Source organism: Streptomyces sp. NBC_00252 (assembly GCF_036187565.1).
In the GTDB taxonomy this organism is placed as follows: Bacteria; Actinomycetota; Actinomycetes; order Streptomycetales; family Streptomycetaceae; genus Streptomyces.
Genome location: NZ_CP108087.1, coordinates 3,869,415 through 3,896,045, shown reverse-complemented (window position 1 = coordinate 3,896,045; position 26,631 = coordinate 3,869,415). Strand labels below are relative to the sequence as shown.

Annotated in this window: 27 protein-coding genes; 16 read left to right on the top strand and 11 right to left on the bottom strand. The window is 70.4% G+C overall.

Annotated features, from left to right (window positions below):
* Positions 1–208 precede the first annotated feature (208 nt).
* Positions 209–1,183, bottom strand: coding sequence for a heavy metal transporter (locus OHT77_RS16750; protein WP_328829274.1), 975 nt, complete (start codon positions 1,181–1,183; stop codon positions 209–211).
* Positions 1,184–1,268: 85 nt separating this feature from the next.
* Here OHT77_RS16750 and dapE point away from each other — a divergent pair, with 85 nt between their 5' ends.
* On the top strand, positions 1,269–2,348 hold the full coding sequence (dapE, locus tag OHT77_RS16745; protein ID WP_328829272.1) for a succinyl-diaminopimelate desuccinylase: 1,080 nt from the start codon (positions 1,269–1,271) through the stop codon (positions 2,346–2,348).
* 76 nt (positions 2,349–2,424) lie between these two features.
* Positions 2,425–3,183 carry a TIGR00730 family Rossman fold protein gene (locus OHT77_RS16740; protein WP_033286802.1) on the top strand — a complete coding sequence of 253 codons (759 nt, stop codon included), beginning with the start codon at positions 2,425–2,427 and terminating at the stop codon, positions 3,181–3,183.
* 137 nt (positions 3,184–3,320) lie between these two features.
* On the opposite strand, the gene folP is transcribed toward OHT77_RS16740, so the two are convergent.
* Positions 3,321–4,181 carry a dihydropteroate synthase gene (gene folP, locus OHT77_RS16735; protein ID WP_328829271.1) on the bottom strand — a complete coding sequence of 287 codons (861 nt, stop codon included), beginning with the start codon at positions 4,179–4,181 and terminating at the stop codon, positions 3,321–3,323.
* A gap of 136 nt (positions 4,182–4,317) precedes the next feature.
* On the opposite strand from folP, the gene OHT77_RS16730 reads away from it, so the two are divergent.
* Both OHT77_RS16730 and OHT77_RS16725 read left to right on the top strand, forming a co-directional pair.
* Entirely contained in the window at positions 4,318–4,668 is a 351-nt protein-coding gene (locus tag OHT77_RS16730) for a DivIVA domain-containing protein (protein ID WP_328829269.1), read from the top strand.
* Complete coding sequence (locus OHT77_RS16725) at positions 4,665–5,246, top strand: DNA-3-methyladenine glycosylase I (RefSeq protein WP_328829268.1); 582 nt, start codon at positions 4,665–4,667, stop codon at positions 5,244–5,246. Before OHT77_RS16730 ends, OHT77_RS16725 begins: the two co-directional genes overlap by 4 nt.
* Before the next feature lie 90 nt (positions 5,247–5,336).
* Here OHT77_RS16725 and OHT77_RS16720 read toward each other — a convergent pair whose 3' ends face one another.
* Complete coding sequence (locus tag OHT77_RS16720; protein WP_328829267.1) at positions 5,337–6,140, bottom strand: enoyl-CoA hydratase/isomerase family protein; 804 nt, start codon at positions 6,138–6,140, stop codon at positions 5,337–5,339.
* A gap of 373 nt (positions 6,141–6,513) precedes the next feature.
* Here OHT77_RS16720 and OHT77_RS16715 point away from each other — a divergent pair, with 373 nt between their 5' ends.
* Positions 6,514–6,681 (top strand): DUF3117 domain-containing protein, encoded by a 168-nt coding sequence (locus OHT77_RS16715; RefSeq protein WP_003966491.1) that lies wholly within the window; start codon positions 6,514–6,516, stop codon positions 6,679–6,681.
* A 274-nt stretch (positions 6,682–6,955) separates the two neighbouring features.
* Here the strand turns inward: OHT77_RS16715 and OHT77_RS16710 are convergent, their stop codons facing one another.
* Positions 6,956–7,669, bottom strand: coding sequence for an O-methyltransferase (locus OHT77_RS16710; RefSeq protein ID WP_328834259.1), 714 nt, complete (start codon positions 7,667–7,669; stop codon positions 6,956–6,958).
* A gap of 271 nt (positions 7,670–7,940) precedes the next feature.
* Here OHT77_RS16710 and sigE point away from each other — a divergent pair, with 271 nt between their 5' ends.
* From sigE to OHT77_RS16685, 5 genes are all read left to right on the top strand, one after another.
* Entirely contained in the window at positions 7,941–8,642 is a 702-nt protein-coding gene (gene sigE, locus OHT77_RS16705) for an RNA polymerase sigma factor SigE (protein ID WP_019072074.1), read from the top strand.
* A complete protein-coding gene (locus OHT77_RS16700; protein ID WP_328829265.1) occupies positions 8,639–9,610 on the top strand; it encodes an anti-sigma factor family protein in 972 nt (323 codons plus the stop codon). The genes sigE and OHT77_RS16700 overlap by 4 nt, the downstream gene beginning before the upstream one ends.
* A gap of 1,619 nt (positions 9,611–11,229) precedes the next feature.
* The gene (locus OHT77_RS16695) at positions 11,230–12,999 is read left to right on the top strand and encodes a trypsin-like peptidase domain-containing protein (RefSeq protein WP_443048211.1); all 1,770 of its coding nucleotides are present in this window, start codon (positions 11,230–11,232) and stop codon (positions 12,997–12,999) included.
* Between the two features lie 201 nt (positions 13,000–13,200).
* Entirely contained in the window at positions 13,201–13,638 is a 438-nt protein-coding gene (locus tag OHT77_RS16690) for a sec-independent translocase (protein WP_266772214.1), read from the top strand.
* Between the two features lie 281 nt (positions 13,639–13,919).
* On the top strand, positions 13,920–14,579 hold the full coding sequence (locus OHT77_RS16685) for a hypothetical protein (RefSeq protein ID WP_328829264.1): 660 nt from the start codon (positions 13,920–13,922) through the stop codon (positions 14,577–14,579).
* Positions 14,580–14,657: 78 nt separating this feature from the next.
* Here the strand turns inward: OHT77_RS16685 and OHT77_RS16680 are convergent, their stop codons facing one another.
* From OHT77_RS16680 to OHT77_RS16670, 3 genes are read right to left on the bottom strand one after another with little or no spacing between them, the layout of a single operon-like run.
* Complete coding sequence (locus OHT77_RS16680) at positions 14,658–15,791, bottom strand: Mrp/NBP35 family ATP-binding protein (RefSeq protein ID WP_266772217.1); 1,134 nt, start codon at positions 15,789–15,791, stop codon at positions 14,658–14,660.
* Between the two features lie 43 nt (positions 15,792–15,834).
* Positions 15,835–16,428 (bottom strand): DUF1003 domain-containing protein, encoded by a 594-nt coding sequence (locus OHT77_RS16675; RefSeq protein WP_328829263.1) that lies wholly within the window; start codon positions 16,426–16,428, stop codon positions 15,835–15,837.
* On the bottom strand, positions 16,418–17,761 hold the full coding sequence (locus OHT77_RS16670; RefSeq protein WP_328829262.1) for a magnesium transporter MgtE N-terminal domain-containing protein: 1,344 nt from the start codon (positions 17,759–17,761) through the stop codon (positions 16,418–16,420). The genes OHT77_RS16675 and OHT77_RS16670 overlap by 11 nt, the downstream gene beginning before the upstream one ends.
* A gap of 207 nt (positions 17,762–17,968) precedes the next feature.
* Here OHT77_RS16670 and OHT77_RS16665 point away from each other — a divergent pair, with 207 nt between their 5' ends.
* Positions 17,969–18,688 carry a hypothetical protein gene (locus OHT77_RS16665; RefSeq protein ID WP_328829261.1) on the top strand — a complete coding sequence of 240 codons (720 nt, stop codon included), beginning with the start codon at positions 17,969–17,971 and terminating at the stop codon, positions 18,686–18,688.
* A 6-nt stretch (positions 18,689–18,694) separates the two neighbouring features.
* On the opposite strand, the gene OHT77_RS16660 is transcribed toward OHT77_RS16665, so the two are convergent.
* Both OHT77_RS16660 and OHT77_RS16655 read right to left on the bottom strand, forming a co-directional pair.
* The gene (locus OHT77_RS16660) at positions 18,695–19,210 is read right to left on the bottom strand and encodes a hypothetical protein (RefSeq protein ID WP_328829260.1); all 516 of its coding nucleotides are present in this window, start codon (positions 19,208–19,210) and stop codon (positions 18,695–18,697) included.
* A gap of 22 nt (positions 19,211–19,232) precedes the next feature.
* Positions 19,233–20,351 carry a magnesium and cobalt transport protein CorA gene (locus OHT77_RS16655; RefSeq protein ID WP_328829259.1) on the bottom strand — a complete coding sequence of 373 codons (1,119 nt, stop codon included), beginning with the start codon at positions 20,349–20,351 and terminating at the stop codon, positions 19,233–19,235.
* 513 nt (positions 20,352–20,864) lie between these two features.
* Here OHT77_RS16655 and OHT77_RS16650 point away from each other — a divergent pair.
* Complete coding sequence (locus OHT77_RS16650; protein ID WP_328829258.1) at positions 20,865–21,461, top strand: suppressor of fused domain protein; 597 nt, start codon at positions 20,865–20,867, stop codon at positions 21,459–21,461.
* A 41-nt stretch (positions 21,462–21,502) separates the two neighbouring features.
* On the opposite strand, the gene OHT77_RS16645 is transcribed toward OHT77_RS16650, so the two are convergent.
* The gene (locus OHT77_RS16645; protein WP_328829257.1) at positions 21,503–22,741 is read right to left on the bottom strand and encodes an MFS transporter; all 1,239 of its coding nucleotides are present in this window, start codon (positions 22,739–22,741) and stop codon (positions 21,503–21,505) included.
* Between the two features lie 147 nt (positions 22,742–22,888).
* Here OHT77_RS16645 and OHT77_RS16640 point away from each other — a divergent pair, with 147 nt between their 5' ends.
* The 3 genes from OHT77_RS16640 to OHT77_RS16630 all read left to right on the top strand — a co-directional run bounded on the left by OHT77_RS16640 (position 22,889) and on the right by OHT77_RS16630 (position 25,207).
* The gene (locus OHT77_RS16640; protein ID WP_328829256.1) at positions 22,889–23,530 is read left to right on the top strand and encodes a DUF6758 family protein; all 642 of its coding nucleotides are present in this window, start codon (positions 22,889–22,891) and stop codon (positions 23,528–23,530) included.
* 136 nt (positions 23,531–23,666) lie between these two features.
* Positions 23,667–24,524 carry a PHP domain-containing protein gene (locus OHT77_RS16635; RefSeq protein ID WP_328829255.1) on the top strand — a complete coding sequence of 286 codons (858 nt, stop codon included), beginning with the start codon at positions 23,667–23,669 and terminating at the stop codon, positions 24,522–24,524.
* Between the two features lie 77 nt (positions 24,525–24,601).
* Positions 24,602–25,207 (top strand): MarC family protein, encoded by a 606-nt coding sequence (locus tag OHT77_RS16630; RefSeq protein WP_266772230.1) that lies wholly within the window; start codon positions 24,602–24,604, stop codon positions 25,205–25,207.
* A gap of 174 nt (positions 25,208–25,381) precedes the next feature.
* Here the strand turns inward: OHT77_RS16630 and OHT77_RS16625 are convergent, their stop codons facing one another.
* On the bottom strand, positions 25,382–25,534 hold the full coding sequence (locus OHT77_RS16625; RefSeq protein ID WP_019058373.1) for a hypothetical protein: 153 nt from the start codon (positions 25,532–25,534) through the stop codon (positions 25,382–25,384).
* 195 nt (positions 25,535–25,729) lie between these two features.
* Here OHT77_RS16625 and OHT77_RS16620 point away from each other — a divergent pair, with 195 nt between their 5' ends.
* On the top strand, positions 25,730–26,623 hold the full coding sequence (locus OHT77_RS16620) for an NYN domain-containing protein (RefSeq protein WP_266772232.1): 894 nt from the start codon (positions 25,730–25,732) through the stop codon (positions 26,621–26,623).
* Positions 26,624–26,631: the final 8 nt, after the last annotated feature.

Here is a 26,631-nt window from a genome sequence, read left to right as displayed (position 1 = left end):
CAATGCGTCGCATAATCAGCTACGGATAAAAACGGACAAAGAGCGCCCGGTGTGAAAGCCCGTCACATGCTCACAGCCCTTTGTTTGCAAGGGCTTCGGCGCACGCCAGGGTGACCGCACGAAAACCTGAGCACACCGGGCCCCGGATCGGCCGCGCATAACCCCTACGGGTGAGGACCCGTACGAACGCCCGGCCGCCGCCTCGCGACTACTTCCGCCCGGTCTGCCGCTCGGTCACTATCCGCACCCCGCCGGAGGCATTCGTGGCGGTCGAGTGCCACGGGTCGTCCGCGCTCCCCGCGGCCCACTCGCGGCCCGCGTACGACACGCGCTCGATGTGCAGCACCGAGGAGTTGGCGACCGCCCAGTGCGCGAGCTGCCACCCGGTCCGCGTGCTGCCGGACCGCACGGGCAGGGTCACCGTGCTGCTGCCGCCGGTCGCGCTCGCGCTGGGCGACGGCGTGGACTTCGCCTCCGTCTTCGTCGCCGAGCCGTCCCCGGTCACCTCGGCGCCGGTCTCCTTCAGCACCGTGCGCCCGAAGTCCCGTACCAGCGCGGCCCGTACGGCGTCCGGGCCGGTGTTCGCCCGGGTGGTGTCCGGGAGGCCCTGGCAGGTCAGCGTGGCGGCCGCCTGGCCGGTGAGGGCGGCGGACAGCAGCGTGGCCTCGGGCTCGTGCTTCGCGTACGCCTCCGGATAGCCGCTGCGCTGCACACGCTGGGCGGCGACGGTGAGGGGGAGCTGCTGGTAGTCGTTCACCTTGGCCAGGTGCTCGTAGAAGACGCCCGCCGCGTACGTCGGGTCCAGGATCTCCTTCTTCGTGCCCCAGCCCTGGGAGGGCCGCTGCTGGAACAGGCCGAGCGAATCCAGGTCGCCGTGCTCGATGTTGACGAGCTGCGACTCCTGGAGGGCGGTCGCGAGCGCGATCGTCACGGCCCGCTCCGGCATCCCGCGCCCGGTGCCGACGGCGGCGATCGTCGCCGCGTTCATCGTCTGCTCCTGCGAGAACTCGTAGGCCTGGCCGTCGTCCTTGCCGGAGACCACCTTGCAACCGGGCCCGCCCCGGCCGCCGGTGACGTACTGGACGACCAGATAGCCCGCGACCGCGAGCAGCACCACGAGCGCCGAGGAGAACCGGAAGAGGCGGCCGCGTCGACGCTTCTTGGGGGTGGGGGACTGCTGCATGCCCACAAGGTACTGGAGGCTCCTGTTACCGCTGCGCCGGGTGTGGACAACTTGTGCGCACCCCGTTCGCGTTAGGGTCGGCGCCATGGCCGACACCGCACTTGACCTCACGCTGGACGCCGCACGGCTCACCGCGCAGCTCGTCGACTTCCCCTCGGAGAGCGGCAGCGAGAAGCCCCTCGCGGACGCGATCGAGACCGCCCTGCGCGCCCTGCCGCACCTGACGGTCGACCGGTACGGCAACAACGTCGTCGCCCGCACGAACCTAGGCCGTGGCGAACGCGTCGTCCTGGCCGGTCACATCGACACCGTCCCGATCGCCGACAACGTCCCCTCGCGCCTCGACGAGAACGGCGTCCTGTGGGGCTGCGGCACCTGCGACATGAAGTCCGGGGTGGCGGTCCAGCTCCGCATCGCCGCGACGGTCCCGGCCCCCAACCGCGACCTGACGTTCGTCTTCTACGACAACGAAGAGGTCGCCGCCCACCTCAACGGCCTCAAGCACGTCTCCGAGGCCCATCCCGACTGGCTGGAGGGCGACTTCGCGGTCCTCCTGGAGCCGACGGACGGTCAGGTCGAGGGCGGCTGCCAGGGCACGCTCCGGGTGTTCCTGAAGTTCAAGGGTGAACGAGCGCACTCCGCGCGCGCGTGGATGGGCTCCAACGCGATCCACGCGGCCTCCCGGGCACTGGCCAAGCTCGCCGCGTACGAGCCGCGCACGCCCGTCGTGGACGGCCTCCAGTTCCACGAGGGCCTCAACGCGGTGCGCGTCGAAGGCGGAGTGGCCACCAACGTCATCCCGGACGCGTGCACCCTGGTCGTCAACTTCCGCTACGCGCCCGACCGCAGCGAGGAGGAGGCGGAGGCCTTCGTACGGGACTACTTCGCGGACTGCGGGGTCGACGAGTTCGTCGTCGACGACCACACCGGGGGTGCCCGTCCCGGCCTGACCCACCCGGCCGCCGCCGCCTTCATGGCGGCCGTCGGCGGCGAGGCCCGCCCCAAGTTCGGCTGGACCGACGTGGCCCGCTTCAGCGCGCTCGGCGTGCCCGCGGTGAACTACGGCCCCGGCGCCCAGCTCCTCGCCCACAAGGTCGACGAGCGCGTCGAGGCGGCCCTGATCCCCGAGGCCGAACGGCGCCTCGTGGACTGGCTGACGGGCTGACATCCGTACGTCCCCCCGCTGTAACCCGCGTAGACCTACGCTGAGGTGGAAACACCTGCAAGTGGAGGGAGCGCACATGGCTACAGGCAACCCCGAGGGCAAGCAGCAGCCACCGGAGGAGCAGCGCCTGGGACCGGTCCTCCGGCGGCGCGGCCAGGTGACCGCGAGCACGACCGACCAGCGCCTCCTGGACGCGGGCGGCCCCTCGGACTGGGTCCACACCGACCCGTGGCGCGTCCTGCGGATCCAGTCGGAGTTCATCGAGGGCTTCGGCACCCTGGCCGAACTGCCGCCCGCGATCAGCGTGTTCGGCTCGGCCCGCACCAAGCCGGACTCACCGGAGTACGAAGCGGGCGTACGCCTCGGACGCGCCCTCGTGGAGGCCGGGTGGGCCGTGATCACCGGCGGCGGCCCCGGCGCCATGGAGGCGGCCAACAAGGGCGCCCTGGAGGCCAAGGGCATCTCCGTCGGCCTCGGCATCGAGCTGCCCTTCGAACAGGGCCTCAACGCCTACGTCGACATCGGGCTGAACTTCCGTTACTTCTTCGTCCGCAAGATGATGTTCGTCAAGTACGCCCAGGGCTTCGTGGTCCTCCCCGGCGGCCTCGGCACCCTCGACGAACTCTTCGAGGCCCTCACCCTGGTACAGACCCAGAAGGTCACCCGCTTCCCGATCGTCCTCTTCGGAAGCGAGTACTGGGGCGGCCTCGTCGACTGGCTGAAGAACACGCTGATCGCCCAGGGCAAGGCGTCGGAGAAGGACCTGCTTCTGTTCCATGTCACGGACGACGTGGAAGAGGCGGTAGCGCTGGTGTCGAAGGAAGCGGGACGGTAGTTCTGCTTCTGAACACAGGCCGGCAACACTCAGCCCGTCCGGCGTCTGAGGACGAGGCCATTTCGGGGCCGAAGCGGGGGTCTGGGGGCGGCAGCCCCCAGGGACGGGACGGGTAGGGGCGGCGGGGGCGAAAAAACCTACGCCAGCCCCCGCCTGCCCACCGCCGGAGGCCGATGCCCAGAGATCGACGCCACCATGTCCAGCACCTGCCGAGTCTCCGCGACCTCGTGCACCCGGTACACCTGCGCACCCAGCCACGCGGACACCGCCGTGGTCGCGAGCGTCCCGACGACCCGCTCCTTGACCGGCTTGTCGAGCGTCTCGCCCACGAAGTCCTTGTTGGACAGCGAGACCAGCACGGGCCACCCCGTCTCGACCATCTCCCCGAGCCGCCGCGTCGCCTCCAGGCTGTGCCGCGTGTTCTTCCCGAAGTCATGCCCGGGATCGATCAGCACGGACTCCCTGGGAACCCCGAGTTCCACGGCCCGCTCGGCGAGCCCCAGGGTCACGCGCAGGATGTCGGCCATGACGTCGTCGTAGGTCACCCGGTGCGGCCGGGTACGGGGCTCCGCGCCTCCCGCGTGCGTGCACACCAGCCCCACCCCGTATCGCGCGGCGACCTCCGCGAGCCGCGGATCCACGCCGCCCCACGCGTCGTTCAGGAGATCCGCGCCGGCCTCGCAGACCGCCTCGCCGACCTCGTGCCGCCAGGTGTCGACGCTGATGATCACGTCAGGGAAGCGCCGCCGCACCTCGGCCACGAAACCGACCGTGCGCCGCGCCTCCTCCTCGGCGGTGACCTCCTCGCCGGGGCCGGCCTTCACCCCGCCGATGTCGATGATCGCGGCGCCCTCGGCCACCGCCTGCTCCACGCGCGCGAGGGCGGGCTCGTCGCGGAACGTCGCCCCTTGGTCGTAGAAGGAGTCCGGGGTCCGGTTCACGATCGCCATGATCACCGGCTCGTGCGTGTCGAATTCACGCCTGCCCAGCCTGAGCATCCCCTGTGAACCTCTCCTAGTCCGTACCGGTCTTCAGCCGCCTGAGACCCTAACTGTCAGCGTCGCATGGCACGATCGGACCCTGACACATTCGGCTTCGGCACGTCCGACATCGACGCCCGTGGAGACCCCAGCGATGTTCATGTTCCTGTTCCTGGTCGTCGCGCTCGCCGTCGTGGTCGGCGCCGTGACGCTCTCGGTGATCGGCGGCGGCGACAGCGCCCCGCTGCCCGACGCGGCGCCCGAGCGCCTCGACGACGCGCTGCCCCCGGACCGGCCGGTGAACCACGCCGACATCGAGACCCTGCGCTTCCCGCTCGCCGCGCGCGGCTACCGCATGGCCGAGGTGGACGACGCGCTGGGCCGCATCGCCGCCGAACTCGCCGAGCGGGACGCCCGGATCGCCGACCTGGAGTCCGCCCTCGCGGGCGCCCGGGCCAGCGCGCACGTCTCCATGCGGAAGCCGGCCGAAGGCGACCAGCAGTGAGCGACGGCAAGGCCGTGGCGGGTCCGGACGGCGCTCTGCGCTGCCCCTGGGCACTGTCCACGGACGACTACGTCACGTACCACGACGAGGAGTGGGGCCGCCCGGTCCACGGCGACGACGCCCTCTACGAGCGCCTCAGCCTGGAGGCCTTTCAGTCGGGCCTCTCCTGGATCACGATCCTGCGCCGCCGGGAGGGCTTCCGGGCGGCGTTCGCGGGCTTCAAGATCGCCGAGGTGGCGACCTTCACCGACACCGACCGCGAACGCCTCCTCGCCGACGTGGGCATCATCCGCAACCGCCTCAAGGTCGACGCGACGATCGCCAACGCGCGCGTGCTGGCCGACTGGGCCCCGGGCGAGCTGGACGACTTCATCTGGTCCCACGCCCCGAAGCCGGGCCCGCCCCCGAAAACCCTCGGGGACGTCCCGGCGGTGACACCCGAGTCGACGGCCCTGTCGAAGGCCCTGAAGAAGCGGGGCCTGAAGTTCGTAGGACCCACGACGGCGTACGCCCTGATGCAGGCGTGCGGGTTGGTCGACGACCACCTGAAGAACTGCGTGGCGAGAAGCGCCGGGTAGGTAGGGGGTGCGGGGGCGCGGGGCGGTATCGATGCGCGGCTCCGCCGCGTGGGTGCGACCGGCCACCGCGGAGCCGCGCCCTCGACGGTGCTACCGCCCCAGATACTTCGGCTTCTCCTTGTTGACGAAGGCCTGCACGGCGATCGCGTGGTCCTCCGACGCGCCCGCCCGTGACTGAAGTTCGTCTTCTTTCTGCAAGGTCTCCTCAAGGGTGTGCGTCAGCCCGTAGGCCACCGCTTCCTTGAGGGCCGCGTAAGCCACCGTCGGCCCGTCCGCCAGCTGCCGGGCGACCTTCTCCGCCTCGGCGTGCACCTCGCCCACCGGGACGAGCCGGTTGGCGATCCCGAGGTCGTACGCCTCCTGCGCCTTGACCGTGCGCGGGAACAGCAACAGGTCGGAGGCGCGCCCGGGTCCGACCACCCGGGGCAGCGTCCAGGAGATGCCGGAGTCCGCGGTCAGGGCGACGCCGGCGAAGGACGTGTTGAAGCCCGCCGTGTCCGCCACGACCCGGTAGTCGGCGGCCAGGGCGAGCCCGAAACCGGCGCCCGCGGCGACCCCGTTGACCCCGGCGACCACCGGCTTCGCCATCCCGGCCAGCGCCCGCACGATGGGGTTGTAGTGCTCCTTGACCGTGGTCATCGTGGCGCCGGTCCCGGCCTCCCGGTCCGACGCGAGCAACGTGATGTGCTCCTTGAGGTCCTGGCCCACACAGAACGCCCGCTCCCCGGCCGCGGTCAGCAGCACGGCCCGTACGGCACTGTCGTCCGCCGCGGCCTGGACCGCCTCCCGGAGGGCGACTTTGGTCGCGATGTCCAGCGCGTTCATCGCCTCGGGGCGGTTCAGCGTGATCGTCGCGAGTCCGTCGCTCACCTCGTAGAGCACGGTGTCGGCCATGGTGTGTCCCCTCCGGTGTCGAGGCTGGGCCTACCGGTCGGTAGGCCCGGGTACCTAGGACAGCATGGCGGAGATCACGGTCCACGACCCGGACCGGACGTGTGACCTGCGTCAAAGAATTCCGGCCCGGATCGGGTCGGCGGAGGTCTGGGCGGCGGCGAAGTATCGCAGTCACATCGGCGAATTGAGTGGTTTTGCTCGCGCGCGTTGCCCAAGCGATGCCGACTGATGTTGGTCATCGGGTCCTGAGATGCGGGATAATGGCTTGGAAGCAATGTGTTCGATGCCGGTGACGCGTGTCTCATTAGGGGCCGCGCGTGCCCTCCATGGGGCCGTCGGCGACGATGAGCTGGTTTCAGGAAGGGGAACGAGCATGGCGGCCATGAAGCCGCGGACGGGCGATGGCCCGCTCGAGGTGACCAAGGAGGGGCGGGGCATCGTCATGCGCGTTCCGCTCGAAGGCGGCGGGCGGCTCGTCGTCGAGCTGACCCCTGACGAGGCCGACGCGCTGGGCGACGCCCTCAAGAAGGTCGTCGGCTGACGCGGCGGAACGCGACCATACCCCTTCAGCTGCCCCGGCACCCGAGACGGTGCCGGGGTCGCTGCTTTCTCCGGAGCGGTACGGGTCCGGACGCGGTTCTACGGCTTCTGCTCAGCCGTACGGGCTGTCCGCAGTCCTGGTGCTCGCCCTCGGCCCGACGGCCTGACCGGTGTCCCAGGGGGCTGTGTCCTCGGCTCGACGGCTGACCGCTGTCACAGGGGGCCGTGTCCTCGGCATTGGGTGCTGACCGCTGGGGGCTGCGCTGCCCTCGGCCTTACGGCCTGTCCACCGTCCGCTTCACGGCGCACAGCAGGCCGTCGCCCACTGGGAGAAGCGACGGAATCAGCTCGGGGCTCTCGCGCACGGCGCGCAGGAGTTCGCGCAGCCGGAGGACTTCGGTGGGCTGGGGGCCCGAGTCGACGGTGCGGCCGTTGGCGAAGACGCCCTCGAAGGCCACCAGGCCACCCGGACGCAGCAGGCGCAACGATTCAGCGAGATAGTCCAGGAACTCCAGCCGGTCACCGTCGCAGAACACGAGGTCGTAGCCGGCGTCCGCGAGCCGGGGCAGCACGTCCAGGGCGCGGCCGGGGATGAAACGCGCCCGGTTGCTGGCGAAACCGCAGGCACGGAAGGCCTGGCGGGCGAACTGCTGGTGGTCGGGCTCCGGGTCGACGGTGGTCAGTACCCCGTCCGGCCGCATGCCGTACAGAAGATGCATCCCGGAGACACCGGTCCCGGTGCCGATCTCCGCCACCGCCTTCGCGTCCACGGTGGCGGCGAGCATCCGCAGCGCGGCGCCCGTGCCGGGCGACACCGAGCGCAGCCCTGCCTCGCGGGCCCGGTCACGGGCCCAGCGCAGTGCTTCGTCCTCGGCGACATAGGCGTCGGCGAACGCCCAGCTAGTCTGCCGGTTGCCGGTAATGACCCTCTCCTGTCCCCGTGGTTGCCTGGGCGTGACTGTATCCGTTGGTGCCGGGAACCTGCTGATGGGACCGGGCGTTTAGAAGGGGGAGGAAAGCACCGGGGGACGCGGCCGGAGGGAAGAGCGGGGGATGACGATGGATCAGTTCACGGGGCAGAGGCCCGAGCAGGGTCACGAGCGTCGGCTCACACCACCGGCAGGTCGGTATGAGCGTGTATCAAATTCTCGTAAAACCGCTTATCCGGAGCTAACGGGCGAGGTGGCTATGGTAGGGGCTCCACTGGACACCACCAGAGCCGACAGGGGAGGTGCGGCTGCACCTGTGGATCGGGGAGGAGTGCTCCGGCGCTTTCTCGGATCGGCGGGCAGGCCGAAATCCGTGAACGACACCGCTGCTGACCACAGCCACGCCGCTGACCATGCCCAGACCGCGACCTTCTCCACCGACGCGGACGGGCAGGCGTGGACTCCGCCCACCTGGGAGGAGATCGTCAGCACCCACAGCGGCCGTGTGTACCGGCTCGCGTACCGCCTCACGGGGAACCAGCACGACGCCGAGGACCTGACCCAAGAGGTCTTCGTCCGGGTCTTCCGTTCCCTGTCGACGTACACGCCCGGCACCTTCGAGGGCTGGCTGCACCGCATCACCACCAACCTCTTCCTGGACATGGTCCGCCGCAAGCAGCGCATCCGTTTCGACGCGCTGGGGGAGGACGCGGCCGAGCGACTGCCCAGCCGTGAGCCGTCCCCCCAGCAGGTCTTCAACGACGCGCACTTCGACGCGGACGTGCAGCAGGCCCTGGACACCCTCGCCCCGGAGTTCCGGGCCGCGGTCGTCCTGTGCGACATCGAGGGTCTCTCGTACGAGGAGATCGCCGCGACCCTGGGCGTCAAGCTCGGCACGGTCCGTTCCCGGATCCACCGCGGCCGCTCCCAGCTCCGCAAGGCCCTCGCGCACCGCTCGCCGGAAGCACGGGCCGAGCGCCGTTCCTTCGTGGCGCGTGTGCCCGCGCTGGGGGGAGGGGGCGCGACCGCGTGAGTGGATCACGTCCTACGCCTGCGGAGCAGCACCTGGGAGACCGACTTTCCGCCCTGGTGGACGGCGAGCTCGGTCATGAGTCGCGCGAGCGTGTACTGGCGCACCTGGCCACCTGTACGAAGTGCAAGGCCGAGGCCGACGCGCAGCGCCGACTGAAGAACGTGTTCGCGGAGATGGCCCCGCCGCCGCCCTCCGAGAGCTTCCTTGCCCGACTGCAGGGACTGCCCGGCGGAGGCGACCCGGACGGCGAGGAGCCGCCCGGTGGTGGCCTGTTCGCCAGTGGCATCGGCGTCTTCGGCGTCAAAAGAGACGGCCCGCTGGACGCGTTCGAGTTCGGCTACGTCCCCGCGGGCCCGCATGCCGCGGCGGCGCTGAGGCCTTCCTCGCCGGCAGCCCGCGAAGGCTTCCGCATCCATGACGTCAGCCGGCACGACACCGACCGCTCCGCCTCGCGCGGCATGCGGTTCGCGTTCGTGGCCGCCGGTGCGGTGTCGCTGGCCGCGATCGCGCTGGGCGGGGTGGCCACGGTCACGCCGGGCGACACCGCCGCGGAGGCGCGGGGTGGTGCGGGGGTGACTCCGGCGCGTACGCAGGGTGCGGGTGCGGTGACCCCCGACACGGGGCGACGCCGTGGGACCGGTCCTCTCCTCGCGCAGGGCACGAGCCAGCGGTCGATGCTCGGCGACACGGCGACGGCACCGACGTCGGTCTCCGCGCCCCTGCTGCCCGGAGTCCCGTCTCCGGCGACCGTCCAGGGCGACGACCAGGTCATGCACACGTTGACGGCGCCGGTGATGGCCGGGGCGGCGGTCATGTCCCCCCTGATACGCCCTCTCAACGCGACCCCGCCGATCGCGCTCACGTCCTGGTCCACGGCCCCCGAGGCCATGACCCCCGGACTCCTGCGCACCCCGTCCCCTGACACCACCTCATCCCCCACACCGACCTCCTCCCACCCCCTCCACTGACCGACCCCTGCGCCCTGCCCCACTGACCTGGTTGAATCCGGGGAGTTCGGGGTGGCACGGGCAGGTACGGGGGGACCATGAGCGAGCGGTCTGAGGGGATGCCGGAGCAGTGGGTGCCGGGGGCGACACCGGGGGATTCGATGCCGGGTGCGGGTGGAGGCGTCGGTGCCGGTGGTGATGATGCCGGGGCCTTCGGGCCTGCCCAGCCTGTGGACGGGGACTTCGAGCTGCGGGAGCCTGTTGAAGGGCTGAGCGGTGAAGTGGCTTCTGGTGGGGGTGACTTCGAGTTGGCGCGGCCCGCCTCGGTTACCTCGGTCGGCGGTGAGGTCGAAGACACCGGCGCTGATGTCGAGTTGCGTCGCTCGGGGGTCGGTTCTCCGGTCGGCAGTGCGGAGCCAGACGGCGGTGGTGACTTCGAGTTGGACCACCCCAGGTTGACCGCTTCGGCTGGTGGTGAGGTCGGGGGCGGCGGTGATGACGGTCTGGATCGGCCTGAGTTGGAGTTTCCGGCGGGTGATGCGGTGGTGGACGGCAACGGTGACTTCGAGTTGGAGCGTCCCGCCTCGGTCAGCTCGGACGGCGGCGAGGTTGTAGACGCTGGGGATGTCGCTCTGGATCGCTCTGAGTTGGAGGCGCCGCTCAGGGGTGTTGCGGTGGATGCCGAGGGCGACTTCGAATTGCACCGCCCCGTCTCGGCTGCCCCGACCTACGCCGAGGCCGTAGACGCTGGTGATGTCGCTCTGGGGCGCCCCGAGTTGGGGACTCCGGCCAACGGTGCGGTGGTGGATGCCGAGGATGACTTCGAGTTGGACCGCCTTACCTCGGTCACCCCGACCGGCGGTGAGGTCGTAGACGCCAACAGCGTTACCGGGCTGGCTCACCCCGTGTCGGTCGCTCCGATCGCCGCCGACGCCGTAGGCACTGGTGCTGGTGTCGAAGCGGAATCCCCCGCGTCCGAACCCCCGACGACCCCCGGCGTGAGCCTCCCGCCCGCCGGTCGTCCCAAGCCTCTCCATGACCCCGACCCATACAGCACCCCTCCGTACGGCGCCCCGGGCCCCTGGGCGCCCGCGCCGCCAGTCCAGCACCCAGGGGTCATCTCTGCGTCTCGGGCGGTCACAGAGGCCCCTACAGCAGTTCCCGGCACTCACGTCCCGCCGGTCCCGGGCAGCGCGCCCGCGCCTTCTGGCACACCTGCGGCGCGTTTCGCTGACGCCGAGCCTTCCGGCGCCCTTGCTCGACCTGCCGCCGGCACTGTCTCCGGGCCCTCCGTCCAGGCCCCGGTGTCCTTCGCCGCCGCCGAACCACGCTCGACGGTTACCGCGTCTGCGAGCAGCGGGCCATCCCCTGCACCCGCTCCCGCTCCCGCGCCTCGCGCTGACGCCTCCGCACCCCTCGGCACGCCCCCTGCGCCCTTTGCTCTCCCCGCACCGCCCCCGGCCGACACCTCGACCTCGGCTCCCCTCACTTCAGCCGACGACGCCCGCACCCGAGTTGTCCCGGACCCGGCACCTGCTCCCGTCGCGGAGCACCCCGCACCCGCCCCAGTTGCCGACCCAGCACCCGCCACCCCCACGGACGCGGCACTCACCGCCACGCCGAACGCAGCCCCGGCGCCCATCCAGAGCCCGGACCGGGCACTCGCCCCCGCCCCGGAGCACCCCGCACCCGTTCCTGTTTCTAGGCCAGCACCCGCCACCCCGACGCACTCGGCCACCCCGACGCACTCGGCGGCCTCCGTCACTCCGACCCCAGCCCCGGCACCTGCTCCCGTCCCGAGGCACTCCGCACCCGCCCCTGTTGCCGACCCAGCACCCGCCACCCTCACGGACGCGGCACTCACCACCGCGCCGAACACAGCCCCGGCGCCCACCCAGAGCCCGGGCCCAGCACTCGCCTCCGCCCCGCTCCCGGAGCACCTCGCACCCGTTTCTGTTTCTAGGCCAGCACCCGCGATACCCAGGGACTCGGCGGCCTCCGTCACTCCGACCCCAGCCTCGGCACTCGCCCCCGTCCCGGAGCATCCCGCACCCACTCCTGCCCCTGGCCCAACACCCGCCACCAACACGGCCCCGGCACCCACCCCCGTCCAGAACTCGGACCCGGCCCCCACCCCCACCTCCACGCCCCCGTCGACCCCCACTTCGAACCCGGACCCGGCACCGGACCCGACACCGAACCCGAACCCAGACCCCGCACCGGCCCCCGCCCCCACACCCCCCAACCCCTGGCACCGCTACGACCCCTGGGCGTCCCGAACCCCCGCCCCCCTCCAACAAAACGGTGCCCCCACCCCGACCTCCACCCCCACCCACCCCCGAATCCGCCCCCGCACCCTTCTGACCTCCGCGCTGGTTCTCACCCTGCTCGCCGGAGGCGTCGGCGGGGTCGTAGGGGCCTATATCGAGCGGGGCGGACCCGGTGGGGACGTCGTGTTGCCGCAAGCTCGGGAAGAAGGCACCGGGCGCGCTGCCGGTACCGTCGCCGGGATTGCCGCTCGGGCGCTGCCCAGTGTCGTGACCTTGCGGGTGAGTGGGGACGACGGGTCGGGGACCGGGACCGGGATCGTGTTGGACGGTCGCGGGGACATCCTCACCAACAACCATGTCGTGCGGGCCGGGGGCGGTGGCGGGGCGATATCCGTTCGGTTCAGCGGGGGGCAGACCGTCAAGGGGGACGTGGTCGGGCGGGATGTCGGGTACGACCTCGCTGTCGTGCGGGTGCACGGCGTGCGGGGGCTCAGGGCGATGCCGCTCGGGAATTCCGACAATGTGCGGGTGGGTGACCCCGTCGTCGCGATCGGGGCGCCGTTCGGGCTCGACAACACCGTGACCGCCGGGATCGTCAGTGCCAAGGAACGGCCCGTCACGACCGACGGGGACGCGTCGGACGGGAGCGGCGTGTCGTATCTCGATGCTCTCCAGACCGACGCGCCGATCAATCCCGGGAACTCCGGTGGGCCGTTGCTCGACGCGCGGGGGCTGCTCGTCGGGGTCAACTCCGCCATCCGGTCCGCCGATCAGCAGGACGGGGACGGGGAGGGCAGTTCGCAGAGCGGGTCGGTCGGGCTCGGGTTTGCCATTCCCGTCAATCAGGCCAAGCGGGTTGCCGAGGAGTTGATCAATCACGGGAAGGCGACTCATCCCGTCATCGGGGTCACCCTCGACCTCGACTACGCCGGCGACGGCGCCCGTGTCGCCACGCCCAAGGCCGGGCTCAGGGCGGGGGACGTCATCACCCGGGTCGACGGTCAGCCGGTGCACTCCGGTGACGAGCTCGTCGTCAGGACGCGTGCCCACCGGCCCGGTGACCACCTGCGGCTGACGCTGCGGCGCGGCGGCCAGGACATGACCTTGTCGCTGGTGCTCGGCTCCGCGACCGGTGATTGACAGAAACGTCACAGGTGGGAGCCCCGCGCCCGGTCCCCCTAGGCAAACAACCCGGAAAACCGGTCCTGTACATCCACTCGTAGCCCACGGGACAGTACCGGTCGGGTGGGATCGCCGGGTACCGTGGACCCGGCCCGGACCACGGAAGACCCGCACAGACCACCGAGGGCCGAGGACCGAGGACATCGCAAGGAGCTTCAGGTGTTCAATGACATAGGACCGCTCGAGCTGGTGACGATCATTGTGCTCGCCGTGCTCGTCTTCGGTCCGGACAAGCTCCCGAAGGTCATCCAGGACGTCATGCGGACGATCCGGAAGATCCGAGAGTTCTCGGAGAGCGCCAAGGCGGACATCCGCGAGGAGCTGGGCCCGGAGTTCAAGGACTTCGACTTCGAGGACCTCAACCCCAAGACGTTCCTGCGCAAGCAGCTGGACAACGACGAGCTGGGGCTCAAGGAGATCCGCAACGGCTTCGACCTGAAGAAGGAGATGGCCGAGGTCACGGAGGCCGTGCAGAGCGCGGACACCCCCTCCTCCTCGTCGTCCTCGTCCTCCGGCAGCGGTCGCCTCGACATGACCAAGAAGCCCGAGGACCCGGAGAAGGACGACCGCCCGCCCTTCGACGCCGACGCCACCTGAGGGTCGTCAGCGGACGCCGGCCGAGCCGCCTGCCGGCGGTCCCTCCACCGCGTCGTACGTGACGCGTTTCATACCTCCCCACCCCCTCTGACGCCTCCGAACAGCCTCCAAAAGGCCTCCGTACGGCCCGAACAGGGCCCCCGTGCGCCTCACGCGCCGGGCGCTTTCCGGGCTGCCTCGCATGAGGTGGCTATGCTGCCGAGTTGTTGTGCGGACCGGGCGAGTCGCCCGACGGGGGGCGGGCCGCCCCGGTCCGACGAGAGCGAGGAGGCGTCCGGAGCATGGAGACGACGAGTCGGGTAGGCGCGCAGGCGCCGGCCGCGGAGGGCGGACAGCAGGTCCCCTCCGCCCGGCGCACGGTCGACGGCTACCTGCTGGCGCCCTTCCCCTGGTACGGCCTCGACGAGGCCTTCACCGGGCCGCGCTGGCTGATGCAGGTGGGCATGGCGGCGGACGGAGCCGTGGAGCACGGTTCGATCGGGCACGGTGACGAGCCCTCCGTACGCAACGAAGGCACGGAGGACAAGGAGAAGTTCGCGGTGGTCGTCACCGTCGCGGGCAACCCCGCCCGGCGCACCGCCGACGGCACGGGCCTGCTGGAGGCCACCTCGGTCTCCTCGGCGGCCTGGCTCGCCGGGGTGGGGCTGCTGTCGTTCACCTGGCCTGGCCAGATGGACCACACCCTGCGCGACGACTGGCTGGAGCAGCAGACGGAGACCGCCTGGGTCCTGGCCGACGATCTCGCCGGCGACGACTGGTCCACCCTGTCCCTGCCGGTGGACGGCGTACCGACGCCGTTCCACTACCGCGAGTCCGAGTTCGGCTGGGTGCTCGCCGGGTCGACGCAGGAGGGCGTGCACGTGGGGGCGTACGGCCGGGGCATGAGCGCGTACGGGCTCGGCTTCGCCATGATCAAGGACATCACCACGTACGCCGCCTGACGGCGGAGCTGCGGTGAGGGGGGAACTGCGGGCCGTTCATGGCCGGTCGCGCAGTTCCCCGCCGCTGAGGTGGAATCCCTAGAACTTGTTCCTCGGGGTGATCCCCAGGGACATGCCCGAGAGGCCGCGCTGGCGGCCGCCCAGCTTGCCCGCGATCGCGCGCAGTGCCGCGCCGGCCGGGGAGTCCGGGTCGGTCAGGACGACCGGCTTGCCGTCGTCGCCGCCCTCGCGGAGGCGGACGTCGATCGGGATGCTGCCCAGCACCGGGACGCTGGCGCCCGTCGTGCGGGTGAGGCCGTCCGCGACGGACTGGCCGCCGCCGGTGCCGAAGACGTCGACCATCTCGCCGCAGTGCGGGCAGGGCAGGCCCGCCATGTTCTCGACGACGCCGACGATCTTCTGGTGGGTCTGTACGGCGATGGAGCCCGCGCGCTCGGCGACCTCGGCCGCCGCCTGCTGAGGGGTCGTCACGACGAGGATCTCGGCGTTCGGGACGAGCTGGGCGACGGAGATCGCGATGTCACCGGTGCCCGGCGGGAGGTCGAGCAGCAGGACGTCCAGGTCGCCCCAGTACACGTCCGCCAGGAACTGCTGGAGCGCGCGGTGCAGCATCGGGCCGCGCCACACCACCGGTGCGTTGCCCGGTGTGAACATGCCGATGGAGATGACCTTCACGCCGTGCGCCGACGGCGGCATGATCATGTTCTCGACCTGGGTGGGGTGACCGTCGGCGCCCAGCATGCGGGGCACGGAGTGGCCGTAGATGTCGGCGTCGACGACACCGACCTTGAGGCCGTCGGCGGCCATCGCGGCGGCGAGGTTCACCGTCACCGAGGACTTGCCGACGCCGCCCTTGCCGGAGGCGACCGCGTAGACGCGGGTGAGGGAGCCGGGCTGCGCGAAGGGGACCTCGCGCTCGGCCTTGCCACCGCGCAGGGCGGTCGCGAGTTCCTTGCGCTGCTCGTCGCTCATCACGTCCAGGGTCACCTCGACACCGGTGACGCCCTCGACGCCCATGACGGCGTCGGTCACGCGCTGGGTGATGGTCTCGCGCATGGGGCAGCCGGAGACCGTCAGGTACACGGTGACCGCGACCGCTCCGTCCGCACCGATCTCCACCGACTTGACCATCCCCAACTCGGTGATGGGTCGGTTGATCTCGGGGTCGTTCACCGTCGACAGCGCTTCGCGCACCGCGTCTTCCGTAGCCATAGGGTCGATGGTACGGCGCCGCGCGGGGCCCCAGGTAAGCCCGTCACTGGTCGTCTACGTCACGTCCGTGCGACCGTTCTGCCGGGAATACGACGTGTTTGTGGTGGCCGTCCTCCCGTTCCTCCAGCTCTTTCACCAGGTCCTGGAGTTCGGAGCGGATCCAGTCCCGGGTCGCGACCTCGCCGAGGCCGATGCGCAGGGCGGCGATCTCGCGGGTCAGGTACTCGGTGTCGGCGATCGACCGCTCGTTCTGCTTGCGGTCCTGTTCGAGGTTGACCCGGTCGCGGTCGTCCTGCCGGTTCTGCGCGAGCAGGATCAGCGGGGCCGCGTAGGAGGCCTGGAGGGACAGCATCAGCGTGAGGAAGATGAACGGGTAGTTGTCGAAGCGGACATCGCGGGGCGCGAAGATGTTCCACAACACCCAGACGATGATGACGACCGTCATCCAGACGATGAACCGCCCGGTGCCCAGGAACCGCGCGATCCGCTCCGACAGCCGTCCGAACGCCTCCGGGTCGTACTCGGGCAGGAACCGGCGCCGGGGCGGGCGCGGCTGGTCGAGCCGGGCCCGGGGCCGGCTGGTGGCGGTCGCGCCCGCCGGTGTCCTTTCCCGCGTGGACTCGCGCTCAGGAGTCATGAGCCGCCACCTCCTCCGCCTCTGCCGGTCCGTCCGCCGATGTCTCTTCCGATGCCGCTGCCTCGTTCTCGCCCTCGTCGAGGTGGAACTCGGTCTCCCGCCAGTCCTCCGGCAGCATGTGGTCCAGCACGTCGTCCACGGTCACCGCCCCGAGCAGCGACCCGGTCTCGTCGACCACGGGCGCCGCGACCATGTCGTACGTCGCGAAGAACCCGGCGATCAGCTGGAGCGTCGCGTCCGGGTCGAGCGGCTGCAGGTCGTCGTCGATGATCGCGCTGACCAGGGTGTACGGCGGGTCGCGCAGCAGCCGCTGGAAGTGGACCGTGCCGAGGTACTTGCCGGTCGGGGTGTCGTCCGGCGGGCGGCACACGTAGACCTGGGCGGCGAGCGCGGGGGAGAGGTCGGCGCTGCGGACCCGGGCGAGCGCGTCGGCGACGGTCGCGTCCGGCCGCAGGACGATCGGCTCGGTCGTCATCAGGCCGCCGGCCGTGTGCTCCTCGTACGACATCAGGCGGCGTACGTCGGCCGCCTCGGAGGGCTGCATCAGGTTGAGGAGGCGTTCCTTGTCGTCCTCGGGGAGTTCGGAGAGGAGGTCGGCCGCGTCGTCCGGGTCCATGGCCTCCAGGACGTCGGCCGCGCGCTCCTCCTTCAGCTTGCCGAGGATCTCGATCTGGTCGTCCTCCGGGAGCTCTTCGAGGACGTCGGCGAGGCGGTCGTCGTCGAGGGCGGCGGCGACCTCGGCCCGGCGCTTGGGGGAGAGGTGGTGCAGGACGTTGGCGAGGTCGGCGGGGCGCAGCTGCTCGAAGGTGGCCAGGAGGCTCTCCGCGCCCTGTCCCTGCTCCTCCAGGGAGAAACCGGTGACGCTGGACCAGTCCACGGTCAGCGTCTCGCCCTTGGCCCTTCTGAAGGCTCCGCCGGTCCTGCCCTTGCGGACGAAGACGCGGTCGATCTCCCAGTCCCGGCGGGCCGGGAGGTGCTGCACCGACAGGTCGAGGACGGTGACCTCCTCGCCGGTCTCGACGAGGGTGACGCGCCGGTCCAGGAGTTCGCCGAACACCAGCCGCTCGGTGGGGCGTTGCTCGAAGCGGCGGACGTTCAGCACGCCGGTGGTGATGACCTGTCCGGACTCGATGCCGGTGACGCGGGTCATCGGGAGGAAGATCCGGCGCCGGGTGGAGAGTTCGACGACGAGGCCGAGCAGCCGCGGGGGACGCCGGCCGACGCGGAGCATGGCGACGAGGTCGCGGACGCGGCCCACCTGGTCGCCGTTCGGGTCGAAGACGGCGACACCGGCGAGGTGCGACACGAAGACTCGGGGAGCGCCCGATGCCATGGCCGCACCTCCATTCTTTCCTGGGTCTACCGAGGGACTTGCTGCTTCCCGGATGTTCCGAATTGCCTGCTCGGATGGGCTTCAGGCTAGCCCGTCCGCATGTGATCCGCGCTGGTGGGCGGTCCGGACGGACTGGCTCCGCCGGTGCCTCGCGGCCCCGGTACGCTGCCGTACGCCATCGACCCCCGCACGGAAGGCATCCCCCCTGTGACCGCTATCGCCCAGGTCCGAAACCGTCGTGCGGCGCTGCTCTCCGCGGTGTGTGTCGTGGCCCTCGCGGGGTGCGGCGGCGGGGACCCGGACGCGGGGACCAACGGGGTCGGGAAGCTGGCCGCCGACAAGATCCAGTCGAAGTCGGTGACGGCCGCGAGCGCCGCCGGTGCCGTACGGCTGTCGGGCACGGTCGTCACCAGCGGGCGGACGTACACGCTCGACATGCGGCTGACGTCCGACGGCGGCAGCGGGTCGGTCACCTCGAAGGGGTCGACCTTCGGGCTGCTGCGGATCGGCGAGCAGCTGTACCTGAAGGCCGACGCGGACTTCTGGAACAGCAACGGGGACTCGGGCGCTGGCACCGCGCTCCACGGCAAGTACGTGAAGGTGCCGCAGGGCGACCCCTCGTACAAGAAGTTCAGTGGTTTCACGGACAAGGACGTCCTCCTCTCCAGCTTGCTGACCCTGCACGGTTCGCTCGCGCGGGACGGGCACCACGCGCAGCACGGTGTCCGGACGATCCGCATCACCGGCGACAAGGGCTCCGGCGGCACCCTCGACGTCTCCCTGGAGGGCAAGCCGTATCCGCTGCGGCTGGTCCGCGCGGGCGGCGCGGGCACGCTGACCTTCTCGGACTGGGGCAAGAGCTTCACGGTGACGCAGCCGAAGGACGACGACACTGTCGACTACGGCAAGCAACTTCCGTCTTCCTAGCGGCAGTTACCGGCGTTTGCGTTTCTTCAGGAGCAGCCGCGGCAGGCCGGCCGGGACCGGCTGACGGGTCGTCGCCGAGGTCGGCAGCGGGGCCTCCGCGAGCGAGCCGTCGGGGAGAGCGGCCGTCGCTCCCGTCGGCTCCAAGCGGAGCACCCTGCACTCGCGCGCCCAGCGGGCCGTCATCGCCTCGCCGTCGGGGGCGTTCAGGCGCTTGCCCTTCAGCTCGGCGACGGCCGCCGTCCAGGCCTCGGAGTCCGGCGCCAGTTCCACGACCCTCGCGGTCCAGGAGACCAGCCGGCCGCCCTTGTCCTTGCTGCGGACGGTGACCTCGGCGGGGCCGCCGTCGACCAGCCCCGGCAGCGGCTGCTCGCCCGGTCCGTCGCCGATCAGACAGGCCGCGCCCTCGTGCCAGACATGCCACAGGGCGCGGGCCGGGACGCCGGGACCGTTGACCCAGACGAGGCCGGACTTCTTCGTGGCCTCCTCGACGAGGGCCTGGTCGAGCAGCTCGCTGCTAGTCATGGGCGTCAGCCTATCCAGCCGCTCACAGCCAGCCGTTGCGCTTCAGCGTGCGGTGGATCGCCAGACAGACCGTCACGGTGAAGGCGAGCACCGCCGGATACCCGTACCGCGCGTGCAGCTCCGGCATGTGCTCGAAGTTCATGCCGTACACGCCCGTCACCATCGTCGGTACGGCGATGATCGCGGCCCACGCGGTGATCTTCCGCATGTCCTCGTTCTGGGCGACGGACGCCTGCGCGAGGTTGGCCTGGAGGATCGAGTTCAGCAGCTCGTCGAAGCCGATGACCTGCTCCTGGACGCGGGCGAGGTGGTCGGCGACATCGCGGAAGTACTTCTGGATGTCCGGGTCGATCAGCCGCATCGGCCGCTCGCTCAGCAGCTGCATGGGACGCAGCAGCGGCGACACCGCGCGCTTGAACTCCAGTACCTCGCGCTTGAGTTGGTAGATCCGCGCCGAGTCGACACCGCGCGAGACCCCGCCTTTGCGGCCCGGGGTGAACACCTCGGTCTCGACCTCGTCGATGTCGTCCTGCACCGCGTCCGCGACCGCGACATAGCCGTCGACGACGTGGTCGGCGATCGCGTGCAGCACCGCCGAGGGACCGCGCGCGAGCAGCTCAGGGTCGTCCTGCAGCCGGTGGCGCAGCGCCCGCAGGGAGCCCTGGCCGCCGTGCCGGACGGTGATGAAGAAGTCCCGCCCGGTGAAGCACATGACCTCGCCGGTCTCGACGACCTCGCTGTTGGCGGTGAGCTGGTCGTGCTCGACGTAGTGGATGGTCTTGAAGACGGTGAACAGGGAGTCGTCGTAGCGCTCCAGCTTGGGGCGCTGGTGGGCCTGTACGGCGTCCTCGACGGCGAGCGGGTGGAGTCCGAACTCCCCTGCGATACCGGCGAATTCGGCCTCGGTGGGCTCGTGCAGGCCGATCCACACGAAGCCGCCGTCCCGGCGGACCAGGCGCATCGCCTCGTGCGGGGTGAGCGGCTTGCCGGTGTCGATGCGGGCACCGTCGCGGTAGACGGCGCAGTCGACGACGGCCGAGGGGGTGCCGGGGTCGCGGGTCGTGTCGTACGCGCCGCCGTCCTTGCGCAGGGAGGGACGGGACGGGCGGACCACGGCACGCAGGTCGCGGATCATCGACATGGCGGGCTCCTTCGCGACGAGCAACGAAAGGCGCCAACGACGGTTGGAACTGCCCGGAATGGGGACGTCCTGAGGTACGGATGTTTGGCACGTCCACAAAGCGGGGAGCACCGCTCCGTCGCGGTGGCGAGCTTCGCTACTGATACAGGCACTGACTTCGGAACAGACAGATCGGTCAGATCAGATACACCGGACAGATCAGGCAGATCAGGAAAAGGAAACGAAGTGCTCTTCCGCGACAGTGAAGAAGTGCGAGAGGCGGCAGCCGTCTGGGGAGGCTAGAGCCAGAGCGACGACATCAGCGGCCGGAAGAGCGGGTGGTACTGCCAGGCCGACTTCGGTCCATTGCAGCCCCACCTCCTCCGGCCGGTCCCCCGTGGGGGAGTCTCAACGGCGTCGGGACCTGATCGCGACGCTTCTGCGTGCTGCCCCGAACGACCGGCCAAGACTATCAGCCGACTGAACTGTCAAGGCGCTGCTTTGCCCGGTACTGACGAGTTCTATGCTCGCCGCATGGTTGATGTTCTTGCTCTGGTCGAGGCACGGTTGCGCACCGCGCTGGGCGAACCGGACGCGCGCGCCGCCGTCACCTTCCTGGGCACGGACCGCGTCGAGGTACTGCGTTTCCAGGACGGCAGCCAGGACGGAACCGTCGTCCGCTACGCCACCCTCGGCATGTCCGCCCAGCCCATGAGCGACCCCACGGCGATGCTCGCCGACCCGGTCGCCGGCCCGCGCGCCGAGCTGGTCCTCTCCGTCCGCGGCGGCCTCGCCGACACCGACAAGGTGCTCCGGCCGCTCGCCGTGCTCGCCGCGTCCCCGCAGGTCGAGGGCGTGGTCGTGGCCCCCGGCGCCTCGCTCGACGTGGGCGAACCGCTGTGGCCCGGCGCTCCGTTCGCCTCGGTGCTGGTCGCCGAGCCGGGCGGCCTGGTCGAGGACCTGGAACTCGACGCGCCCCTCGACCCGGTGCGCTTCCTGCCGCTGCTCCCCATGACCCCGAACGAGGCCGCCTGGAAACGCGTCCACGGCGCCCAGGCCCTCCAGGAACGCTGGCTCACGAACGGGACGGACCTCCGGGATCCCTCCCGGAGGTCCGTCCCGCTGGACTGACGGCGGAGTGAGCAAGCTCACCAACGCCAGCCAGGAATCGGCTAGTTGGCGAACACCGCCACGCTGTCCTCGGTCGCGTGCCGCGGCTCCAGCTCCTCGGCCTCGTGCGTGAGCGCGTTCCGTCGTACGAGGACCACCAGCGCACCCAGCGCCGCCGTGATCGCCGCGACCACGAACGGGATGTGGATGTTGCTCCACCCCTCGATCTTCGGCGCGAAGAACGGGGCGGCAGCGGCGGCGAACCAGCGGACGAAGTTGTAGCCCGCGCTCGCCACCGGGCGCGGCGCGTCCGACACGCCCAGCGCCAGCTCGGTGTAGACGGTGTTGTTCACGCCGATGAAGGCGCCGGACAGGATCGTGCAGACGATGGCGGTGGTGTGGCTGCCGTAGCCGAGGACGAGGACGTCGACGGCGAGCAGGACCAGTGAACCGCCGAGCACCTTCAGGGAGCCGAAACGGGCCTGGAGGCGCGGGGCGACGAAGACCGAGAAGACGGCGAGCAGGACGCCCCAGGCGAAGAACACGGCACCGGACTTGTACGGGGTCATGTTCAGCACGAACGGGGTGAAGGCCAGCACGGTGAAGAACGTGTAGTTGTAGAAGAAGGACGAGGCGGCGGCCGAGGCGAGACCTCCGTGGCCGAGGGCCTTGAGCGGGTCGAGCAGGGACGTCTTCTGCGCGGGCTTGGGCTGCTCCTTCAGGAACACCGTGATGCACAGGAAGCCGATCGCCATCAGGAACGCGGTGCCGAAGAAGGGGTAGCGCCAGCTCTGGTTGCCCAGCAGGGCGCCGAGCAGCGGGCCGCAGGCCATGCCCAGGCCGAGGGCGGACTCGTAGAGCAGGATCGCCGCGGCGCTGCCGCCGGCCGCCGCGCCGACGATCACGGCGAGGGCGGTCGAGACGAACAGCGCGTTGCCGAGCCCCCAACCGGCCCGGAAGCCGACGAGTTCGCCGACCGAGCCCGAGGTGCCGGCGAGCCCGGCGAAGACCACGACGAGGGCGAGGCCGAGCAGCAGGGTCTTCTTGCCGCCGATGCGGCTGGAGACGAAGCCGGTCACCAGCATCGCGATGGCGGTGATCAGGAAGTACGAGGTGAAGAGCAGGGACACCTGGCCGGCCGTGGCGTCCAGGCCCTTGGCGATCGAGGGCAGGATCGGGTCGACGAGTCCGATGCCCATGAAGGCGACGACCGAGGCGCCCGCGGTGGCCCAGACCGCCTTGGGCTGCCGCAGGATGCTGCCCGAGCCGGTGTCGGCTCCCTTGTCGAAGGGGTCGTCCATGCTTCCTCCCAAGTAGTTGGTATATGCACATAGTAAGTTAGGCAAGGTAATGAATGCAAGCTACATTTAGTTTCGTTCCGTGAGTGGCCCGGCCGGACGGGTGATCGTCCTTGACGTGCGCGGGTGAGGGTAGGACCGTGGGGCCCTATGAGGGGCGAACCCAGTTGCCCGAAGTGCGGTGGCCGGGTCAGGGCTCCCGGACTCTTCGCCGATTCCTGGCAGTGCGATGTCCACGGGACGGTGCATCCGCTGCAGCCCGTGATCCCGCCCAGCGTCGAGGCGCTCAGTGTCGTCGTGCACCGGACGCAGGTGCCGGTGTGGATGCCGTGGCCGTTGCCGGTCGGATGGCTGTTCACCGGTGTGGCCTGCGCGGGGGACGACCGTAGTGGGGGACGGGCCACGGCGGTGGCGTGTTCCGGGCCCGGGCCCCTTGGCGGGATCGGCGAGTTGATCCTTGTCGCGGAAGAGCTGGGGGTGGGGCTCGGGGCGCGGTATGCGGGGATCGACGGGCCGGATCCTGGGCCGTACATGAACGTCGAGAAGCCCCCTCAGGCGAAGTTGCTCGCCGCGGGGCGGCCCACGCCGTTGTGGCATGTGACCACGGCGCCGGACGACCGGGCGGTGTTCGCGGGGGAGGCATTGGGGCTGTGGCTGTGGGCCGTGGTGTGGCCCGAGCAGTCGGGGCTGCTGATGTACGACGAGCTTGTGCTGACGGATCTGCGGGATGCGGGGGCCGAGGTCGATCTCGTGCCGTGCGGGGCGTTGTCGCCGCGGTTGCTTGAGCCGTAACACCTAGGGGGTGCCTCGGGTTGGCGCAGCCCCGCGCCCTCTAGGGGGTCGGCCTCGGCGTGTTCCAAGGGGGCCCTGGGGTGCCGTTACCCTTGGGGGGTCCCTTTTCCTGCTGTCACCGTCTGGAGTTCGCGTCGTGCGTATTGATCTGCACACCCACTCCACGGCATCGGACGGTACGGACACGCCTGGTGAGCTGGTGCGGAACGCGGCCGCAGCCGGGCTGGATGTCGTGGCGTTGACCGATCACGACACCAGTCGGGGGTACGCCGAGGCCATCGACGCGTTGCCCTCGGGGCTCACGCTCGTGACCGGGGCCGAGATGTCCTGTCGGATCGACGGGGTGTCCATGCACATGCTGGCCTACCTGTTCGACCCGGAGGAGCCCGCGCTGCTCGCCGAGCGGGAGCTCGTGCGGGACGACCGGGTGCCGCGGGCCCGGGCCATGGTGGCGCGGCTGCGGGAACTCGGCGTGCCGGTCACCTGGGAGCAGGTGGCGCGGATCGCCGGGGACGGCTCCGTCGGGCGGCCTCATGTGGCCACCGCGCTGGTCGAGTCGGGGGTCGTGCCCACCGTCAACGACGCGTTCACCCTGGACTGGCTCGCCGACGGCGGGCGCGCTCATGTGGCCAAGCACGAGACCGACCCCTTCGAGGCGATCCGGCTCGTGAAGGCCGCGGGAGGCGTGACCGTGTTCGCGCACCCGGGCGCCAGCAAGCGGGGGCACACCGTGCCCGACGCCGCGATCGCCGAGATGGCCGCCGCCGGCCTCGACGGAATCGAGGTCGAGCACATGGACCACGACGCGGAGACACGGGTACGGCTGCGGGGGCTCGCCAAGGAACTGGGGCTGCTCGTCACCGGCTCCAGCGACTACCACGGGAGCCGCAAGACCGTACAGCTCGGTGAGTACACGACCGACCCCGAGGTCTACGGCGAGATCACGCGGCGCGCGACCGGGGCCTTCCCGGTGCCGGGGGCCGGCGGAGCCTGACGCCCGCACCGCTCCCGTACGTCCCGCTCTCCCCGCTCACCCGCTCATCTCTCTTCTGCAAGGCTCGTGGCTCACCCATGTTCGACGTCGCCGTCTTCGGCTCTCTCTTCCTGACCCTTTTTGTCATCATGGATCCCCCTGGGATCACCCCGATCTTCCTCGCGCTGACCGCCGGACGGCCGTCCAAGGTGCAGAAGCGGATGGCCTTCCAGGCCGTGTGCGTCGCGGGGGGTGTCATCACCGTCTTCGGACTGCTCGGGCACCAGATCCTCGACTACCTGCACGTCTCCGTGCCCGCGCTGATGATCGCGGGCGGACTGCTGCTCCTGCTCATCGCGCTCGACCTGCTCACCGGCAAGACCGACGAGCCCAAGCAGACCAAGGACGTCAACGTCGCCCTCGTGCCGCTGGGCATGCCGCTGCTCGCCGGGCCCGGCGCGATCGTGTCCGTCATCCTCGCCGTGCAGAAGGCCGACAGCGTGGCCACGCAGGTGTCGGTGTGGACGGCGATCCTCGCCATCCATGTCGTGCTGTGGCTGGTGATGCGGTACTCGCTGCTGATCATCCGGGTCATCAAGGACGGGGGCGTGGTGCTGGTGACGCGGCTCGCCGGAATGATGCTCTCCGCCATCGCCGTCCAGCAGATCATCAACGGGATCACCCAGGTCGTCCGCGCGGGCTGAGCGTCTGACGCCTGGCGCAACGCAGAACCCCCGCACGGCAACAGTGCCGTACGGGGGTTCTGAAGTGTGGTCGCGATCCGCGTAGGGGTCGCAAGTGGGTGTCGTAGATGGTGCGTCGTCAGTGGGCTGCTACGTCGTCAGGTGTACGTCGTCGGTATTGCGCGGCCTCAAGTGTTACGAGGCCTTGGTCTCGGCGGGGCGGATCCACAGGCGCTGTCCAATGGCGGCAGCCTGTTGCACGATCCGATTGACGGAGGCGGCGTCCACGACGGTGCTGTCCACGGTGGTGCCGTCGACCTCGTCGAGACGCATGATTTCGAAGCGCATGGCTTCTCCCTTCGTCTGGTCATCCTCCTGAGGAGAACTACTTGGTTACTGATGTAGTCAACGGGGTGCGTGTTACAAACATTCCCTACGCTAAGGAAATTTTTCGAACGCCTAATTACTGACCGGTAAGAGATCGCCGCGAGACTGACCGGGACCGGTTGTGTTCGCAGCGTGACCGCCGGGACAATGGAAGCGATGAACGACGACCTCGCGGCCCTCAGCGCCCGCATCGACCGCACGAACGAGCTGCTGCACCGCATGCTCGCCGAAGTAGCGAAGACGCCCTCGACGCATGCGATCTTCGTCGACGCGGGGTATTTGTATGCAGCCGCGGGCCGGCTCGTCTCCGGGACCGAGGACCGGCGCACGTTCGACGTCGACACCGAGGGCCTGATCGAGGCGCTCATCGACAAGGCCCGCACGATCTTCGCGGACAGCCGGCTGCTGCGCGTCTACTGGTATGACGGCGCCCGCCGCCGCATCCACACCGCCGAGCAGCAGTCCATCGCCGAACTCCCGGACGTCAAGGTCCGGTTGGGCAATCTGAACGCCAACAACCAGCAGAAGGGCGTCGATTCACTCATCCGCTCCGACCTGGAGTCCCTCGCCCGGCACCGCGCCATCAGCGACGCGGCGCTCATCGGCGGCGACGAGGACCTGGTCTCGGCGGTCGAGGCGGCCCAAGGGTACGGCGCCCGCGTCCACTTGTGGGGCATCGAGGCGCCCGAGGGCCGTAACCAGGCGGAGCCGCTCCTCTGGGAGGTCGACAGCCAGCGCACCTTCGACCTCGACTTCTTCAAGCCGTACGTCTCCCGCCGCGCGTCCGCCGTCTACGAGGCCGCCGCCACCCGGCCCACCCGCGACGACGTCCGTTTCGTGGGCGCGCAGATCGCGGCGAAGTGGCTCGCGGCGCGGGGGAGGGAGGCGCTGGTGGAGTTGCTGCCCGGGCATCCGTACCTGCCGGGCTCCGTCGACCAGGACCTGTTGGTCGAGGCGGAGGGGCTGCTCCAGTACTCCCTGCGCGGGCAGGCCGACCTCCGCCGGGCGCTGCGGGACGGCTTCTGGGAACACCTGCAGACGCAGTACTGAAATACAGG

Excerpts from the sequence above, each read along its gene's own strand:
- OHT77_RS16750 (WP_328829274.1), bottom strand. The coding sequence starts at position 1,183 with ATGCAGCAGTCCCCCACCCCCAAGAAGCGTCGACGCGGCCGCCTCTTC.
- dapE (WP_328829272.1), top strand. The coding sequence starts at position 1,269 with ATGGCCGACACCGCACTTGACCTCACGCTGGACGCCGCACGGCTCACC.
- OHT77_RS16740 (WP_033286802.1), top strand. The coding sequence starts at position 2,425 with ATGGCTACAGGCAACCCCGAGGGCAAGCAGCAGCCACCGGAGGAGCAG.
- folP (WP_328829271.1), bottom strand. The coding sequence starts at position 4,181 with ATGCTCAGGCTGGGCAGGCGTGAATTCGACACGCACGAGCCGGTGATC.
- OHT77_RS16730 (WP_328829269.1), top strand. The coding sequence starts at position 4,318 with ATGTTCATGTTCCTGTTCCTGGTCGTCGCGCTCGCCGTCGTGGTCGGC.
- OHT77_RS16720 (WP_328829267.1), bottom strand. The coding sequence starts at position 6,140 with ATGGCCGACACCGTGCTCTACGAGGTGAGCGACGGACTCGCGACGATC.
- OHT77_RS16715 (WP_003966491.1), top strand. The coding sequence starts at position 6,514 with ATGGCGGCCATGAAGCCGCGGACGGGCGATGGCCCGCTCGAGGTGACC.
- OHT77_RS16685 (WP_328829264.1), top strand. The coding sequence starts at position 13,920 with ATGGAGACGACGAGTCGGGTAGGCGCGCAGGCGCCGGCCGCGGAGGGC.
- OHT77_RS16680 (WP_266772217.1), bottom strand. The coding sequence starts at position 15,791 with ATGGCTACGGAAGACGCGGTGCGCGAAGCGCTGTCGACGGTGAACGAC.
- OHT77_RS16675 (WP_328829263.1), bottom strand. The coding sequence starts at position 16,428 with ATGACTCCTGAGCGCGAGTCCACGCGGGAAAGGACACCGGCGGGCGCG.
- OHT77_RS16670 (WP_328829262.1), bottom strand. The coding sequence starts at position 17,761 with ATGGCATCGGGCGCTCCCCGAGTCTTCGTGTCGCACCTCGCCGGTGTC.
- OHT77_RS16660 (WP_328829260.1), bottom strand. The coding sequence starts at position 19,210 with ATGACTAGCAGCGAGCTGCTCGACCAGGCCCTCGTCGAGGAGGCCACG.
- OHT77_RS16655 (WP_328829259.1), bottom strand. The coding sequence starts at position 20,351 with ATGTCGATGATCCGCGACCTGCGTGCCGTGGTCCGCCCGTCCCGTCCC.
- OHT77_RS16650 (WP_328829258.1), top strand. The coding sequence starts at position 20,865 with ATGGTTGATGTTCTTGCTCTGGTCGAGGCACGGTTGCGCACCGCGCTG.
- OHT77_RS16645 (WP_328829257.1), bottom strand. The coding sequence starts at position 22,741 with ATGGACGACCCCTTCGACAAGGGAGCCGACACCGGCTCGGGCAGCATC.
- OHT77_RS16640 (WP_328829256.1), top strand. The coding sequence starts at position 22,889 with ATGAGGGGCGAACCCAGTTGCCCGAAGTGCGGTGGCCGGGTCAGGGCT.
- OHT77_RS16630 (WP_266772230.1), top strand. The coding sequence starts at position 24,602 with ATGTTCGACGTCGCCGTCTTCGGCTCTCTCTTCCTGACCCTTTTTGTC.
- OHT77_RS16625 (WP_019058373.1), bottom strand. The coding sequence starts at position 25,534 with ATGCGCTTCGAAATCATGCGTCTCGACGAGGTCGACGGCACCACCGTG.
- OHT77_RS16620 (WP_266772232.1), top strand. The coding sequence starts at position 25,730 with ATGAACGACGACCTCGCGGCCCTCAGCGCCCGCATCGACCGCACGAAC.